Here is a 14,793-nt window from a genome sequence, read left to right on the forward strand (position 1 = left end):
TGTAGTGAGCCACTTGGTCTTGGTTATATTTAATAATTGCGAGATCGATCCAGCATAACTACAATTCAATTACTCCACCTGCTCTCTTGCTTGAATACGTAACTTTTCTATATCTGTCGGTAGATTCAATATATGCATTCTTCTGTGACAGTTAGGGCATAAAGCTACAGTATTTTCGATCGTATCACTCCCGCCATTAGATATCCAATCAATATGATGACATTCTAAATATGGCAAACCTTCTTTATTCTCAAAAGGGGCTTTCTGCATACATAATTGACAAATCCCATCCGCTCTTTTCTTAGCATATTCCGCTACAAAAGCATCTCGCATAAATACGCTAGTCACAGTTTTCCGACTGCTCACTTCGTCACTTCCATTTTGTTCAGCACGTTTTCTAAGCTCAGGTAATGGTAATCTTTTAGCTATCTTTTCTTTATTCCGCATGTATTTTATGAGTGATACTTCTGGGATCGTCTGCGATCCAACACGTAATTGAAGAGGAAACATCCATACATTCCGTGGAACCCCATCATCGCCTTTTTGAACTTCTTGGTAAGGTTGGTCAGCTAGCGAGACGATGCCTCGATAAATGTATTCAGTCGGTACTAATACTTCAAACAAGTGAACAGTCACGCCATTTTGATCAGACTCAGATAAAGTCTTATTTTGCATAAAAAATAGATTTTGGTCCCCATTCTTTCCCATACCCGTATAATGAAGAATGTCTCCATGCCACTTATCATCATACAACCCTTTGGTATGATCTGAAATGATAATCAAAGAATTCGTAGCATTGGAACGGCGCATTCCACCCATATTCCCACATTGAAATTCTGTTACAATATCTGAATTCATAACTGTTTGTCCAACTTTAAATTTGCAAGTATAACTCATCTATAATCCTCCACTATCTTCTCAGCTATTGGCACATCGGCTAGCAATAGCTCATGTCCTAATAAATCTTTGATCTTAATCCACTTATATTTATCGTGTACAGATAACGAGATTTCACCTTTAACGATTGTGCAATAATATGCAATCAAGGTAACACTAAAATCTTCATAATGATGAGTTGTTTCAGTACAAAAAGCTCCAACAGCCACATCGATATTTAATTCTTCTTTTAACTCCCTCACAACACATTCTTGTGGCGTTTCATAGACTTCTATTTTCCCACCTGGAAACTCCCAACCACCCGCAAAATTTTCTGTTGAAGCACGTCTTGTAATCAGTACTTTGTCATTGTCAATAATAACACCTGCGGAGACCTTTATGGTTTTCATGTGATTGTCCTCTTATTCTTTTAGAAATATTTTTTATATAAAATTATATTGAATGATTTTTATTCTGCCATATCAATATGTATAAAAATCGTAGACAAACATAAAGAAATTATTAGCTAGGCTATATTTAGTATAAATATTTATCTGCATTACTATTAGGACATGATTAAGTTCTTTTAGAAAGGATTAATCTGTCAAAATAATGGAAAAAATGCCCAATTCACGAATCAGGCATTTTTTACTAATCTATCATTTGCATCAATAATCAGTCAACTACACTATTTCAAAGCTTCTGTTTTGTAATTTCGTCCTATTAGTAGCACTTATTGCTGCAAAATTATTTAAGATAATCTTTCTTTACTAACACCGCCACCGACTCCACATGCACCGTATGAGGGTTCATTCCTCTATATTTTGCTTTCTGTTATAGTCGCTGAAACTCTTTATAAACAAAGGGTTTTGGCGGCTCTTTCTTTTATTTTACATCACATTATTTTTCTATAGCTCAGTTTTTTACATCAATTTAACATCAAACGTTTAGTATATAGATTAGAATGCGAATATCAAGTGAGGTGATATATTGGGATTAATAAATATACAAATCAATGAGAAAGAACTATTCAAGCTTTTCTCCAGCGAAATCAGAAAACAAGTACAAGAAATAGAAAATGAGTTGGTTTACTGGGATCGCAAAGAATTGATGCGTCGTACGTGCATGAGTTGGACTTTCATCCAGCAAACATTCTTCCATGATCCTCGATTTCCTAAATACAAAGTGAATTCTAAATGGCTATTCCCAGCAACAGAATCGAGACAGTTTCTGACCATATGGCTGAAAGAACAGGAGTAAAAATTTGAAAAAAACAATTGAAAAATCACCTTATATTAAATCTAATGTAGTTCTGGACAAGTACGGCAATCAGATTGCAGATGATCCAAGTAAAGTGCCGTTGTTAGTTTCTCGATGCAAAGCATTGTCACTATTTTTAGAAACAGGTAATGACTACATCGTTGATCGCACTATGTTCGATGAATATGGATTTTTGAAGAGAGAACAAACGTGAATCAATTAACACTTGTTCAGACAAACAGCGGTCTCTTTGCGGCTAGCAGACAAGTTGCTGAAATGATTGACGTACGACATGCAGATCTGATTCGAAGCATTGCGGGCTACATCCATATTTTAGAAAACGCAAAATTGCGTTATCAGGATTTCTTTGAAGCTGATAGTTACAAAGTTTCTGGCAACAACAAAAATTACACTCGCTACCTACTCACTCGCAAAGGATGCGACATGGTAGCGAACAAAATGACAGGCGAGCGCGGCGTACTGTTCACGGCTGGATGTGTAAGGTGCTAAAAATTAAGGGTGTAGATTGAACCTACACCCTTCGTAAAATTTAAAGGAGATGAGATAATTGAGTAAATCTAAAAATTTAAAGCAATCTGAAAATGACAAGTTAATATTTGCTGGGTACCGAATAGTAGATGCTGATGGGAATGTAATTGGTACTGATCCTTCACAATTTCCTGAACTTATTCATGCTTGTGCAGAAGTCAGTGCATTAATTATGACAGGTAAGCATTATCGAGTCGTGAAGAAAGATTAAGAAACTATAGCTCTTAACTACCTTAACAATTTAAGTTTCGAGTTGACAATCTTACAAAAAATCAATAAATAAGAGCAACTTCACTAGCCTAGCATAGCGCAAATAAAGTTGCTCTTATTTACAAGTTATAAATTTATACATTTCACGTGAATAGTATGTATCCTGAATTTTGATAAACTCTGGAGTGTATATCTTAATTGATCCGCCATAATCAACGATCGTATTTTTCTCATCTTCTACCTGAACACGCACCTCAGCTAAAGCAGCAGCTAACAACTCCATATCTGTTTTCACTTCTCTATTTGTTGGTCTTTCCAAGATTATCATCCTCCTATTATATAAAGAAGGACTTTACCAGCGTATACTGGCAAAGTCCTTTGTTCTTCAAAGTATATAAAATCAAAACAGTACTTTATCTAGCTTTTATGATGACCATCATAATACAATGGTCATCTAGGTCGTTCCCTCTGTTTTGGATTAATAATTATTGTTACGTGTTTTTGAATTGAGAATTAGTGTCTTTTTAACATAATCTAAAACATAATTAAATAGCTAACTTAGGAAAAAGCAAAATCGCGAATACAATTACTATAACTATGAAAAGAAATCTAAGAAATATATATCTAAACATAGCCGCCTCCTTCTTACAAAGGCGATCCTAGAATATACAAAAGTATACAATTAAAATAATTAAAAAGCAAATTGACGATGTGACCAACTTACTTATCGACTTGGCAGCAGTTCTTTCTTTCGCAGCAGCGGGTTTAAACTTTACTGCTGCATTGCTGAAATGCATAAGTAAAAGACCCTAAAGTGATTGCAGCACTTTAGGGTCTAAGGCATTATCCAGAACTGGTAATCAAATTACCAGTTCCTCCTATTTCAATTATATACGAATGTAACGCGTTACAAAAGAATAAATTACTATAGCCTATACGCTATACAAAACATAAAAGAACCTGCCATTATAGCAGGTTCTTTTATGCATTTAACAAATCAACTGTTATCATACTTTTTATACGATACCTCGTGAAATCTGAGCCTCTGCGTCCTCTGGTCTCATAAAATGAACTGTTAACTTTACAAGGAATAAATAATAACCATATCTATTCAAGGAACTATTTTTTGTCATATATGCTTTTTTTAATCCCTCAACAATCATGACTCTGGGTAGCGAATTAACCATACTGAAATCTATTACTTTATTGGAAATTTTTCCATCAGGAAGATAAAGCAATCTATAAATTTCGTTCTTTTTAATTTGTTCTTGCTGCTCATTTGTAAAATTGCTTAGTTCTATTAAAGGGGCGAATACAAGTGCAGGATCTCTTACTGCATCACAAGTATTCGATAAAAGTATTCCTTCTGTAACAAGTAGACCCCTAACACCAGTTTTACTATTGTATCTTACAAAAGGCAAATTACTGATTATATCCCCTTGAGTTAAATAATCAAAAGGCTGATTTGTTAAATAATCAATATTTCGAGAAGGGGTTTTTCCACCACTACTTATTTCGAACTGTCTAATGGCTGATTTGACTTTATCCTTAGTATACGGGTTAATTGAAGGAAAAAGTTCTGTAACAAAATCAATTAATTCGCTTAACATAATCGAAAAAGTTTTCCCCGGTCGATACAAAAATTTTGTCTAAAACATCTTCGTATGCATCTGACTCTTCCTCAGTAAAGTCCCGTAACCCTGGGAATAAATCATAGGCGTCTGAAATTAATGTGTGCTTTTCTGCAGTATTTATTAACGCTATATTGTTTGAGTTCAAATATTTATTACTGTAAGAAGCAAAAGTTGGAGTATTAGTCTCTTCATAATAAACTCCATTCACAAGTAACTTGGTTTGAGTTGTATAAGATGCGGATGGTAAAGAAGATACAGGTATAGTCAAAGCTACACAGGCTGCTGTTATACCAATCATATTCATAAATCAATCACACCTTCCTCAATCATTTTCTCCAACTTATTTGCAAATAAATCATGTACAAGACCAAACATGTAATCTTCAGAAAACTTTGTAGAACGATAAGAGAGATCATGGTTAAATGCATGTCTATCATTAATATCGACACTAATGCCTAAAACATTTGCTCGCTCATTAAGTTCTGCAAAATTTAAAAACTGTGTTCCTTCTGGAATTATCCCTTCATAAAATCTTATATTTTTAAACACTAAATTTAAATAATATTTATCTTCCAAAATATAAGTGATTTTACATTCTAAATCATATGGATCCGCATTTGATTTGTAATTCATGAAACGGTTTTTAATAATATCCAGCGCAGGCACCCCTTCAATCATAGCTTCAACGGAAATACCGGAAAATAAAGTTCCGACCTCTATATGTGGGTTGATAGCACTTTTCAAAAGATACGAGCGTTCTTGTAAATAATTTAAACACTCAATAGAATTGTTTTGAAATTGTTCATCATAATTTACCATCACTTGTGCATTTGTAAGAGATATTTCAATAGAGGAATGTCCATTTTTGGAATGTGCTTGTATCCTTGGAATTAAATCTGGGGCTTCGTCAGGTAGTGAATTCAATGAAATTTGATTGTAATAATCCTGTAAACGTTCCTCAATGTCAAATGCTCTTTTTCGTATATTATTTACTTTTGGAAAAAAAGTATTAAAACTGGCTTTTTGAATCAACATATAAACTCCTCCGCTAGTTGCATTGTCAAGTTATTATATTCAATAAGTATGATTTTAGCAACCAAGCTAAATACATTAATTCCATTTATTGTTTCTTGTTTCATTATCATACAATATCATAAATAATTATTTTAATACTCTATTCATTATTTTTAACCAAATTCTTTGTTATTATTTCAAATACTAATAAATATATGTATTTAAAAAGCCCCTGTTCATTCTAACAACAGGGGCTCCACATAATTTTCACTACTCTAAATAAGAATTTAGATTTTACAATGCTTTTTTATAATCTAGGTATACTTTTTCAATAGCTGCTTGTATTCCTGTACAGAAATTGAGATACCTTTTTGGCCCAACTGTTTGAGCACGTAATCCAAAGCTTTTTTCATCTTAGCTTCGCCTCCCAACTCCTTAAATGCAGTTTGTGCCAGAGCAAACGCTTCTCCAGCCACCTTGTGGATCGTTTCTCTCTGCGCCGCGGTTGTACGAGCTTCCAACGAGTCATTCACCTTCGCCAGTACCGTTTTAAGCCCGTTAATAATCATGGTAGCTAATATATACCTATAATCGCTGTTACGACGACGCTAATGTATGGTTGTGCCGCTTGTGCAATACTCTCCATTTCAATCATCCCTTCTTGATCTTGAGTTTTTTGTTTTCGTTATCCCATACCAGTACGCCACCAAACGCTTTAACAAGCGGACGCACCTGCACATACGCTTTACCATCAATCAGCTCCGTATCTTGCAACTGGCGTCCATTGATAATCGCTGCCTTGCTAGAGTTATCAAAGCCGACTGTAAACCAGAACACATCCGCCAGCGCGGTTACAGCTACATAGGTAATGTCTCCGATGAGATAACCGGTGCCAGCCGTAGTTTCGTATACAACGCGAATCTGCTTTTGTTCAGGAGTAGTTTCCGGTTTAGCAACCGCCTGCTTGCCGTATTTGGATCGTAGCTCGGTTTCTGTGCCGTTGTATTCGTTTAAATCAACAGGGCCACCGATACCGGAGACGCGCTGCTTACCATTCGGTAGTGTACCGCCTTCGCCGTCCACTCCGCCGTGATACTGCCAGAACTCCCAACTATGCCAGCCCTGCGCGTCCTCTGGCACTCTATTGGCCTGTAGCGGGCAATCCATAGGGGATAGCTGCTCAAACCACTGAAATTGCTGACGAATGCCGGGTACGTGTACAAAATGGGCGTTTACCAGTCAGCCGCTGCTTACTGGATAATCTCCATCTGCCAAACGGCAGCCTTTTTTTGTCGTAATTTAATTACTAAAAATATAGACAAACCCACGTTCTCTTACTGTATCGCTGTTCATAAGGTATTATATGGATAATAATGCAGATATGGGGGGGTGAAGCTATGGCTTCATTTTGGGTTTATCTTTTTTTGTTCGTTGCGGTTGTTATGGGAGCAAAAAAAATCGTAAGCAAAACTACTGTTTTCAATAATGTAGTGGCTTATATAAATCAAAAAAAGGAAGAATATCGTCATAATTACCTTGCTAAATTCTTAGGTATCGCACTAGCTTTATCATGGGGATTGGCTTGTTTATGGATAACTGTGGTTCTAGCAACATATTTCCCTTTAACATATTTAGATCAGTTTGTTAATTAAAAAAGACTCCTAGCCGCGATGGCCGGGAGTCTTTTTTTCTAAACTAATCATTGACAAATACTCTTCGCAACTATCTCACTAAAAAATTAGTTATTTTGCAACCAATATTACAAATTATGGTTTATTGGGCTTGGTTGTAATGCACAACATGATAAGCGCATAGACGATGTATATTAACGATACGATGTACAACGAGCGTCTGACTTTGCTGACCAAGAATACTGGATCGGCATATCCCATGACTTCAAGTATACGTCCGAAACTCAACGTAGCTAGCATAATAAGTAATGCTAGTATCAGTTGAATAACACCGCGCAAAAATACGTTGTCTGTTTTATTAACACCAATCAGATATTTTAAGTTGTATTTTGCATACGTTGCAGCAAAAATGATCCCCATAAAGACCAAGAACAGTGTCAGCATATCTTCAACGCTCATATGGATTCGCCCCCTTTTTACCGAGTCCGTGCGACTTTGGGTCAAGCATGATTCGTTCCTCATTTCTTCTGATTTGTTTTGCTACATCTACATATTTTCGTGTTTCTGCTTCCAACCTTTCGATGCCACTCTGTCCTTTACGCTTATTCATGATTTTTTTGAGGAAGTTCATTTGGCTTCCTCCTTGTCAGGAACTGCACTTATCTTAGGGAGCATAACCTGTTCCCATAGTTTATTTTTTTCCTCTTGCACCATATCAGCAGCCTTGTCAGCTCTAGCTTGTAACCTTTCATTTCGTCTGTACTGAGCAAAATTCAGCAAAGCGGATAGCACAGCGAAAATAACCCATGCTCCACCTTCTTTAAATATAGAAACGAGTTGGGCGAACATTTCTACCATGACATCATCCCTTTTCGAGTACTTCGTGAATCACTTCCCGCGCGGCTGCTCGCATCTCTTCCGGTACAGCTTCCAACTTGGTATTGATCACGGCAGTGCTTCCAGCTGCTTTGTGTGAGCCTTCCCACTTCTGCCAAGCAAGCTGCACCGCATACTTGATCTGTTCAGCGCTGATGTTCACCTTCCATGATTTGAGTAGGTTGGATGCTACCTCAAACGCTTTCTGTGCCTTCTCCGAGCCGTCTTTGTCTTCGCTAGACAGATACGTCTTACCAAACATTTCACCTGCTGCATAGCCGATCTCAGCAGCCTTCGCAAGCAGTGCATACTTCTTGTTCTTACGCGCCCAGTCGAGTAGTTCGAATGCACCCCAAATAATCAGTGCAGCGACAACCAGTGCCAGTAGGAATACGATCCATTCGCCAAATGTGTTAAATTGCATCACTTCATCCCCGTTCTTCTATTTACTTTGTCATATTCGATCTGTTTTCCATAAGATGTAGCAATGGGACGTAGTTGGATGTATACACGACCATCAATATTGCGGAAATCAGATAATTCTTTGTTATTTAGATAAGCAATCTTTTTGTCATTATCCCAAGCAAATGGCGCGTTGATAAACTGAGCAACTGTTTTAAGTGGAGCATAAATAATAGATCCGTTTTGGAAAGCAATATCTTTCTTCTCTCCTGAAATGTAGAAGTCATATTTGATTGATTCAACTTCTTCGGGCGGACTAACAATCGCTTTTGTTTGATACACAGCGTTCATTTTATCAATGGCTTGCGTGACCTGTAATTTTGAAGGTCTCTTACCAGCTCGATAATCAGCAGTGGACAATCCGAATACCATTTGCAAATGCGGAAGGTCTACAAAAGAGCGCCAATCCCCACCCCATTCAAGCCCCAGTTTCTTAGCTTCGATAACTACTTCTGACCAGTCTGGAAGACTGTCTTTGTCATCGTCACGTAGCGTATCCCATTTCACAGTTCGCCCATCTTGCATCAAAAGAGCAAAGTCAAATGCATACCCAAAATTATGATTGCTGTACCCGCCGCGCGCATTGGTTACAACTAGAGACCGGTTGATCACTTTACCAGTAGAATCACGACCCTTGGCATATAGACTGTTCTGATACTCAATGGTTCTCAGTGCTTCGGTAATGATGATATATACCCCACGTTTGTAAGCCATTTCGACAAGATAATTCGCTGCTGTTTTAAGCGGTTCAGACAACGTGTTTATTTTAGCTGCCGACTTGATTTTTACCTCTTCCAGAGAAAGCATATCCTCACTCCTTTTTTCTAATGTTGCTATATAGAAAAGATGCCATCATCAAGGCTGCGATACTTATGCAACCACTGACAACAGCACCTTTGAATTGGTTATACTTTCGTGTAGCGCGCCCGTCCAAATACGATTGGCTGGCTTTTAATTCTTCGTCAAACCCACCTGCTACCATGACGGCGTTATTCTCTGCTTTGACCTGGACGTATGTGTCCTGGACGTCCGCCCAGTCCAGCCATTTGACGAAACACGTCAGCACCCACAATATCAACATTATATTGATCAGAATCCTGAGCTTGCCTTTGATTTTCAATGATATTCCTCCGCTCAATAGCCAGTTTTATGTCATACAAGCCCCCCGTTATGATATCATTTTGTTTTTCGATTATGGCTTGTAGACGATCTTCTCGAGCTTGTGATTCACGGTCGCGCTTCATCATTTCCTCGTTCTGCTCGTCGTCCCTTCGTTTCATTTCGTTGACAAGATATTCCTCGCGCGCTTTGAACTCTTCCTTGAAGTCAGCTAGCTGCTGCTGCGTCTGAACCTTACTGTCTTCTTCTTTCTTCTGCATGTGCCGCCACAGCACACCAGCGACTGCAAACAACATTGCGGCGTAGGGGCCTTGCGTAACGATTCCGTTCACTATTACTTGTTCCATAGCCCGCCCCCAAAAGAAAAAGCCCCAAAAGGGGCTTTACCAAAATTGATACCATTTTTTATTTTTATTTCTACGATCCCTTTCTACATGTGCAGCCCATGCACCTAAATGAGCAAGTTCTTCATCCTCTACCTGTTCTTTATTACTCTTCCATATCAAAAACTGATTATATGCAAAGAAAGAGATTAAACTAATGACCATATAAGCATTAGACCATGTCCCTGAATTATTTACTCCGTTTTTATCAAGTAGATCCTGTACGTAGAATCCACTAAATCCTGAGTAAAAGAGCATACATATAAAAACTGTCATACTAAATCCTCTTCTAATCAACATAATACACATGATATAGCCGAGCAAAAAAGAAACTAATGCCCACATCCCCATTCAAATTCCGCCTTTTTCATTGAATCATAACATGGCAATTATTTATATGGAATATTTTTCTCTTTTGCGTATTCATTACCTTTTTCGGCAACCTCATTAATTTGCTGTTGGAAATCACGAAGCTTCTGTCGCTTATCTTCAGGCTTAATAGTGGTGTTTCCTTCAACTTCTCGCATCTTCTTACGAATTTTTGACATATCGTCACTTAAACGGTCTAACTTTTTACGCGCGCTATTACTATACCAATCAGGAAGAGGTTTAAATTCCTTATCAATATTGGCTTGATCTAACTGATCTTTATAGCGGTAAAAGTCTGTGCTTAAATCAGATGAAAATACAGAATCTGTTGTTACGGTTTGGTTGAATGAATTCCCAATTGATTCAAATATATTTTTACCTGAATTAGCTGGCGAAAGAGCAGGTAAGCCAATTTGTCCAACAAAACCCGTATATTGACGAATTAAATAATCAATTTTTTTAGGTGATGAATTTGTTTGCTCTCCAATCCATTTTCCCAATGAAGAAGTTCTAGCATCCGACTGAAATTCAGGCGATAGCCTTTCTAAATACGCTGGCACAATAGGGCGATCAGCAAAGTCTTTATTTGCATTTATATTAGCAAGCGGACCAGCAATAGTATCTCCTATTACACCAGTAAACAATTTGTCGGTAATATCACCCTTTCTAAAAAAGCCACTTACTCCAGGAGGTAGAAAATTTGTTCTCAGTTGCTCTGCAAAATCTCTAAATCCTTCTGGATCATCTTCGCGGAACTTTCTTAGAAGTCGTTCTGGGATATCCGAAAAGATAGTACCAAGCTCTTGTGGCTTAGCCACCTTCCAAAATGTCCCATCAGGCTTAGGGATTAAGAAGAAGTTATCCTTGATACGATCACTTAATTTTTGATAGTTTGGATCATTATGATTGACTGCATACAATACAAACGTTGGTAAAGTGATTGCTAAAAAAGTTTTTGTTAAAGCTGCTGTTGGGTTATCTCTGAAAGTACGTGCAGATTTATCTAGTCCTTGTATAGCTGCATTCCAATAAGGGAATACTTTATCGAGTTCTTTAGATAATACACCACGTCTTTTAAAATTTACGGTTATCTCATTCGCATCAAAGATAGCTTGCTGCCAAGAGTTTCCTAATTTTTGCGAACGTTTAAACTCTGATAAACGTGGTACTGCTTCTACAATGTTTAATGCATCTTCATACGATCTAAAGGCTATTCCAGGTAAGTCTTTAATTGTTTTTGGTAAAACAGCACTTTTGCTTCTTGCTAGCATATTTCTATTATCAGCGAGTGACGAAGAGTGACCACCACCTAAACGTTCATAATGCTTGAAACCCTCTGTTTGTCTTGCAATATCATATGCAGCAGTAAATAAATCTACGGCAAATGATATTGGATTATTAGTGGTTTTCGATTGTACATAGGCTTGCGGTATATCTCTTACTAAGCTTCTGCCTATTGCAAAGAATGGATTGCGTCCAGTTGTAAAAGACTTTAAAAAATTAGTAACTCTACCTGCAACTCTAAGCAAAAATGTAGAAGATTCTGGACCAATAGCCAACATTGCATTCAGTAAATCAGGATCATTGAATTTCACATAAGTCGGTTCACCATTAATCATTGCACGCACAATATTATCCTTATCCAATTTTGTTCGCTTGAACGTTGAACTCTGTTCATACTTTTGAAAGTCAGTTGTAGCTTCTTGGATCAAATCAGCTACTGCATCCTCCGATTCTGGATTCGTCAATTCTTTTTGAACGTCTAGCTTGCGCGCTGCTTTGGTGTCATCCACAATTTCAGCGAAATCTTTGAAATCATCTGCATCTTGCTCAATCACATCAACAAAATTCTGCATAACCTTATTACGGTTAGCGGCCTTAACAAAAGCATCCGTATTCTCGATCATAGATTCAATTGGAGATATTATTTGGCGCTGCGATCCACCCTTAGCCAGTTTCTTCACAGGGTTACTTTGATTACCGAATCCATCCTTCGATTTGCTAAAACCACGTCCGCCTTTTTCAAGAGAAGTAAAATAGCGTTTGTTCGGAACATAATACGGATTAGCTGCGAAATAAGCATCCGCTTGCTTTTGACTAATCATACCCGTATCCACTAGCCAGTGCTGAACTAGATTCTGATTGTACTGGTATACATTCTCTGATGCTTCTTTAAACATAGGGAACATGCGCTCATAATCAGCAATGATCTGTGCACCTTTTTCAGGTGTCCATTGGATTTCATCTGCAAACACTTTTTCTCCGCGATCATGTCGTATAATAGCGTGCTTGTTGATTAGATAGTCTTCAAAAGAAACATAGTCTTTATATGGAACTTCTTTGATGGCATCTTTCAATGACTGACCAACAACATTACCGTTTTGATCAACAAAGGCATCCGTAGTAATTTGCTTGGCAATCATGTCGCTTCCTCGACTAGTCAATGCTTGACGGTATGGGTCTTTGTCTGCCGTAATGGTATCGTCAAGAATTTCATTTGCATATTTTGTGAAGTTGTTGACCGGGTTGAGATCATCCACCAGATTCGTGTACAGCCGTTGTCCAAGCTTGCCCAATTGCCGCGGCTCACGTTTTTGACGGCTCACCAATTGCGATTTCGTAGTCGTACTGAGATTGTCATATTTGCCAACGCGTTGGAACGGCTGAATACCGAGACCGTTAATTTCTGCATCGGGCTTGATGATCGGCTCACCCGTTGGCGTGACATCTTCGATTCGGCGCGGCGGGTTGATTGCCTGTTCCGCTTCACTTGTTACACCACGAGCATTGGCTGCGAGAGTCGGATTGTTCACCGCTTGCTCTGCCGCCTGTGCGCTCGTTGTAGGCATCAAACCATTTCTAGTGTTACCGCCAATTCGTTCGGGCAATGAACCGCCTGTTACGCCTGTGCGGCTGCTTAACATCGCTTGCCCAGTGACAGAAGGTGCGTTGATCCGCTCGGAAGCAGATCGAACCGGTAACGGCACGCCGTAGACTTCACGCTGTGCCTGATTCGTTTTCGCCTTTTGCAGCAGGTCCGATGTGACTCGGTTCGGTTTGGTCGGTGGATATGCAAGATCAATCAAGGTATCAAGATTCGGATCTTCTTTGCCTGCAATACTCGCCCAGTATTGTTCCAAGTCGTTCACGTTTTTGACGGCTGGATTCTGCTGTGCTTCTTTAATCAGATTTTCAAAGCGTGTACGGTATGGATTTTCCAACGTGGCGGATCTGGCTACGGTAGCGCCGCGCGCATTGCCCGGCGGAAGCGAAAGCACGCCATTATTGGTCGTGTCAAAGTTGTATCCATATGGCGTATTCTTGAGACGCGTCACGTCTTCTGGACTCAAGTTACGACGCATGAACACAGGTAGGTTATCGTATGCAGAGACAATGCCAGATTTCGGCGCTGGTGCTGTAGCAGGTGTATCTAGTGCGGTCGGCGTTGTTTCGACACTTGATGCACTTGGCGCTGCTTCACTGGCAGTGAATGGCGAGCGATTACCCACACGGCTGCGGATAAAGGAACCCAGCCCCGATATGAGCACATCGCCTGCCGCGCCCAGCCCAGCACCCAATGCCGCATTTTGCAGCACGTTCCCTGCCGACGCGTCGCCCTGAATAGCAGACTGTGCCACGCCCTGCAATGCCCCAGCTGATCCACCGCGCAACGCTTGGTTGGCAATTGTGTTCGCGGTCGGCGTGCTTACGATGCGCGAGAACGGCGCTGCTACCTTGTTTTGTAAAGCCGTACCTGCACGTGTGGCAAGAAAATTATCAGCAGCACGGTACGGACCACTAAGCAATGATTGTCCTGCCACACCTACACCGGCTGGATTCGATGTGTATCCGCCGATTGCGCCAGTAATATCAAGCGCGGTATCTGCTACCTTACTGCCTGTTGACGGTCTGTTGATAGCAAGTGCACGCTGATCATCAGGATACAGGTTCAAAGCGTTAGCAGCAGACAAAGAGGTGCGAGACGCTGCTTTGCCGAGTATGGAGTTGTCAACGAAGTTGGTGAAAGGGATCAGGAAATTGTCTGTAATGGTAGGACCAAAGAAGTCACGCGCTCGTTGATCATCTTCATCACTTTGGCGTTGCGCGCGAACCTTCTCGCTGTTCGGCTGGATTTGGATACCCGTTGCATCCTTGTATGTTTTTAAAGCAGCAGGGTTGCCCGCTGCTGCTTGTCCAAGTGTAGTGTTTTGTAATCCGCCGAAACCGGATTGAAGTGGAGACGGCAAATTTTTGAGAAGCTGTGTGGATGGTCTGGAATCGGGCAGGAATCCCAGTTCCATCAGCCGTCTTTGACGATAAGGTATATTTTTGTCTGCCGAGTTCACACCAGCATCATTATTTCCTGCTTGCAACTCTTTCAATCGTTGTTGTCTATAGCTGTCTGCCACA

At 39.5% G+C, this 14,793-nt stretch carries 20 protein-coding genes; 4 read left to right on the forward strand and 16 right to left on the reverse strand.

The window, feature by feature from the left end; genetic code table 11:
• Window positions 1–69: 69 nt before the first annotated feature.
• Both ABXR35_RS17980 and ABXR35_RS17985 read right to left on the reverse strand, forming a co-directional pair.
• The gene (locus tag ABXR35_RS17980; protein ID WP_367063405.1) at window positions 70–897 is read right to left on the reverse strand and encodes an HNH endonuclease; all 828 of its coding nucleotides are present in this window, start codon (window positions 895–897) and stop codon (window positions 70–72) included.
• Window positions 894–1,286 carry a (deoxy)nucleoside triphosphate pyrophosphohydrolase gene (locus ABXR35_RS17985; protein WP_367063406.1) on the reverse strand — a complete coding sequence of 131 codons (393 nt, stop codon included), beginning with the start codon at window positions 1,284–1,286 and terminating at the stop codon, window positions 894–896. The genes ABXR35_RS17980 and ABXR35_RS17985 overlap by 4 nt, the downstream gene beginning before the upstream one ends.
• 854 nt (window positions 1,287–2,140) lie before the next feature.
• On the opposite strand from ABXR35_RS17985, the gene ABXR35_RS17990 reads away from it, so the two are divergent.
• The 3 genes from ABXR35_RS17990 to ABXR35_RS18000 are packed head-to-tail and all read left to right on the forward strand — an operon-like array spanning window position 2,141 to window position 2,896.
• Window positions 2,141–2,350: a hypothetical protein gene (locus ABXR35_RS17990; RefSeq protein ID WP_367063407.1), complete on the forward strand. Its 210-nt coding sequence runs from the start codon at window positions 2,141–2,143 to the stop codon at window positions 2,348–2,350.
• Window positions 2,347–2,646 (forward strand): Rha family transcriptional regulator, encoded by a 300-nt coding sequence (locus ABXR35_RS17995; RefSeq protein WP_367063408.1) that lies wholly within the window; start codon window positions 2,347–2,349, stop codon window positions 2,644–2,646. Before ABXR35_RS17990 ends, ABXR35_RS17995 begins: the two co-directional genes overlap by 4 nt.
• Before the next feature lie 58 nt (window positions 2,647–2,704).
• Window positions 2,705–2,896, forward strand: coding sequence for a hypothetical protein (locus tag ABXR35_RS18000; protein WP_367063409.1), 192 nt, complete (start codon window positions 2,705–2,707; stop codon window positions 2,894–2,896).
• A gap of 114 nt (window positions 2,897–3,010) precedes the next feature.
• Here ABXR35_RS18000 and ABXR35_RS18005 read toward each other — a convergent pair whose 3' ends face one another.
• The 6 genes from ABXR35_RS18005 to ABXR35_RS18030 form a co-directional block, all read right to left on the reverse strand.
• Window positions 3,011–3,214 (reverse strand): hypothetical protein, encoded by a 204-nt coding sequence (locus ABXR35_RS18005; protein ID WP_367063410.1) that lies wholly within the window; start codon window positions 3,212–3,214, stop codon window positions 3,011–3,013.
• A gap of 697 nt (window positions 3,215–3,911) precedes the next feature.
• Window positions 3,912–4,505 carry a hypothetical protein gene (locus tag ABXR35_RS18010; RefSeq protein ID WP_367063411.1) on the reverse strand — a complete coding sequence of 198 codons (594 nt, stop codon included), beginning with the start codon at window positions 4,503–4,505 and terminating at the stop codon, window positions 3,912–3,914.
• Entirely contained in the window at window positions 4,486–4,833 is a 348-nt protein-coding gene (locus tag ABXR35_RS18015) for a hypothetical protein (protein ID WP_367063412.1), read from the reverse strand. The genes ABXR35_RS18010 and ABXR35_RS18015 overlap by 20 nt, the downstream gene beginning before the upstream one ends.
• Window positions 4,830–5,564, reverse strand: a complete 735-nt coding sequence (locus ABXR35_RS18020; RefSeq protein ID WP_367063413.1) for a hypothetical protein — start codon at window positions 5,562–5,564, stop codon at window positions 4,830–4,832. Before ABXR35_RS18020 ends, ABXR35_RS18015 begins: the two co-directional genes overlap by 4 nt.
• Window positions 5,565–5,857: 293 nt before the next feature.
• Window positions 5,858–6,112 (reverse strand): phage holin, LLH family, encoded by a 255-nt coding sequence (locus ABXR35_RS18025; RefSeq protein ID WP_367063414.1) that lies wholly within the window; start codon window positions 6,110–6,112, stop codon window positions 5,858–5,860.
• Window positions 6,113–6,194: 82 nt separating this feature from the next.
• A complete protein-coding gene (locus ABXR35_RS18030) occupies window positions 6,195–6,710 on the reverse strand; it encodes a stalk domain-containing protein (RefSeq protein ID WP_367063415.1) in 516 nt (171 codons plus the stop codon).
• A gap of 230 nt (window positions 6,711–6,940) precedes the next feature.
• Between ABXR35_RS18030 and ABXR35_RS18035 the strand changes: the two genes are divergently transcribed.
• Window positions 6,941–7,195, forward strand: coding sequence for a hypothetical protein (locus ABXR35_RS18035; protein ID WP_367063416.1), 255 nt, complete (start codon window positions 6,941–6,943; stop codon window positions 7,193–7,195).
• Window positions 7,196–7,309: 114 nt separating this feature from the next.
• Here ABXR35_RS18035 and ABXR35_RS18040 read toward each other — a convergent pair whose 3' ends face one another.
• The 8 genes from ABXR35_RS18040 to ABXR35_RS18075 form a co-directional block, all read right to left on the reverse strand.
• Entirely contained in the window at window positions 7,310–7,633 is a 324-nt protein-coding gene (locus ABXR35_RS18040) for a hypothetical protein (protein ID WP_367063417.1), read from the reverse strand.
• Complete coding sequence (locus ABXR35_RS18045) at window positions 7,623–7,805, reverse strand: hypothetical protein (protein WP_367063418.1); 183 nt, start codon at window positions 7,803–7,805, stop codon at window positions 7,623–7,625. Before ABXR35_RS18045 ends, ABXR35_RS18040 begins: the two co-directional genes overlap by 11 nt.
• Window positions 7,802–8,032 (reverse strand): hypothetical protein, encoded by a 231-nt coding sequence (locus tag ABXR35_RS18050; RefSeq protein WP_367063419.1) that lies wholly within the window; start codon window positions 8,030–8,032, stop codon window positions 7,802–7,804. The genes ABXR35_RS18045 and ABXR35_RS18050 overlap by 4 nt, the downstream gene beginning before the upstream one ends.
• A 4-nt stretch (window positions 8,033–8,036) precedes the next feature.
• Window positions 8,037–8,474, reverse strand: coding sequence for a phage holin, LLH family (locus ABXR35_RS18055; protein ID WP_367063420.1), 438 nt, complete (start codon window positions 8,472–8,474; stop codon window positions 8,037–8,039).
• Window positions 8,474–9,319, reverse strand: coding sequence for a M15 family metallopeptidase (locus ABXR35_RS18060; RefSeq protein WP_367063421.1), 846 nt, complete (start codon window positions 9,317–9,319; stop codon window positions 8,474–8,476). Before ABXR35_RS18060 ends, ABXR35_RS18055 begins: the two co-directional genes overlap by 1 nt.
• Before the next feature lie 182 nt (window positions 9,320–9,501).
• Window positions 9,502–9,978, reverse strand: a complete 477-nt coding sequence (locus tag ABXR35_RS18065; protein ID WP_367063422.1) for a hypothetical protein — start codon at window positions 9,976–9,978, stop codon at window positions 9,502–9,504.
• 36 nt (window positions 9,979–10,014) lie between these two features.
• Window positions 10,015–10,365: a hypothetical protein gene (locus tag ABXR35_RS18070; RefSeq protein ID WP_367063423.1), complete on the reverse strand. Its 351-nt coding sequence runs from the start codon at window positions 10,363–10,365 to the stop codon at window positions 10,015–10,017.
• Window positions 10,366–10,403: 38 nt separating this feature from the next.
• Complete coding sequence (locus tag ABXR35_RS18075; protein WP_367063424.1) at window positions 10,404–14,792, reverse strand: LPD38 domain-containing protein; 4,389 nt, start codon at window positions 14,790–14,792, stop codon at window positions 10,404–10,406.
• Window position 14,793 lies beyond the last annotated feature (1 nt).

The organism is Paenibacillus sp. JQZ6Y-1 (assembly GCF_040719145.1).
GTDB lineage: Bacteria > Bacillota > Bacilli > Paenibacillales > Paenibacillaceae > Saccharibacillus > Saccharibacillus kandeliae.

Excerpts from the sequence above, each read along its gene's own strand:
- ABXR35_RS17980 (WP_367063405.1), bottom strand. The coding sequence starts at position 897 with ATGAGTTATACTTGCAAATTTAAAGTTGGACAAACAGTTATGAATTCA.
- ABXR35_RS17985 (WP_367063406.1), bottom strand. The coding sequence starts at position 1,286 with ATGAAAACCATAAAGGTCTCCGCAGGTGTTATTATTGACAATGACAAA.
- ABXR35_RS18010 (WP_367063411.1), bottom strand. The coding sequence starts at position 4,505 with ATGTTAAGCGAATTAATTGATTTTGTTACAGAACTTTTTCCTTCAATT.
- ABXR35_RS18015 (WP_367063412.1), bottom strand. The coding sequence starts at position 4,833 with ATGAATATGATTGGTATAACAGCAGCCTGTGTAGCTTTGACTATACCT.
- ABXR35_RS18020 (WP_367063413.1), bottom strand. The coding sequence starts at position 5,564 with ATGTTGATTCAAAAAGCCAGTTTTAATACTTTTTTTCCAAAAGTAAAT.
- ABXR35_RS18025 (WP_367063414.1), bottom strand. The coding sequence starts at position 6,112 with ATGATTATTAACGGGCTTAAAACGGTACTGGCGAAGGTGAATGACTCG.
- ABXR35_RS18030 (WP_367063415.1), bottom strand. The coding sequence starts at position 6,710 with ATGGATTGCCCGCTACAGGCCAATAGAGTGCCAGAGGACGCGCAGGGC.
- ABXR35_RS18035 (WP_367063416.1), top strand. The coding sequence starts at position 6,941 with ATGGCTTCATTTTGGGTTTATCTTTTTTTGTTCGTTGCGGTTGTTATG.
- ABXR35_RS18040 (WP_367063417.1), bottom strand. The coding sequence starts at position 7,633 with ATGAGCGTTGAAGATATGCTGACACTGTTCTTGGTCTTTATGGGGATC.
- ABXR35_RS18045 (WP_367063418.1), bottom strand. The coding sequence starts at position 7,805 with ATGAACTTCCTCAAAAAAATCATGAATAAGCGTAAAGGACAGAGTGGC.
- ABXR35_RS18050 (WP_367063419.1), bottom strand. The coding sequence starts at position 8,032 with ATGGTAGAAATGTTCGCCCAACTCGTTTCTATATTTAAAGAAGGTGGA.
- ABXR35_RS18055 (WP_367063420.1), bottom strand. The coding sequence starts at position 8,474 with ATGCAATTTAACACATTTGGCGAATGGATCGTATTCCTACTGGCACTG.
- ABXR35_RS18060 (WP_367063421.1), bottom strand. The coding sequence starts at position 9,319 with ATGCTTTCTCTGGAAGAGGTAAAAATCAAGTCGGCAGCTAAAATAAAC.
- ABXR35_RS18065 (WP_367063422.1), bottom strand. The coding sequence starts at position 9,978 with ATGGAACAAGTAATAGTGAACGGAATCGTTACGCAAGGCCCCTACGCC.
- ABXR35_RS18070 (WP_367063423.1), bottom strand. The coding sequence starts at position 10,365 with ATGGGGATGTGGGCATTAGTTTCTTTTTTGCTCGGCTATATCATGTGT.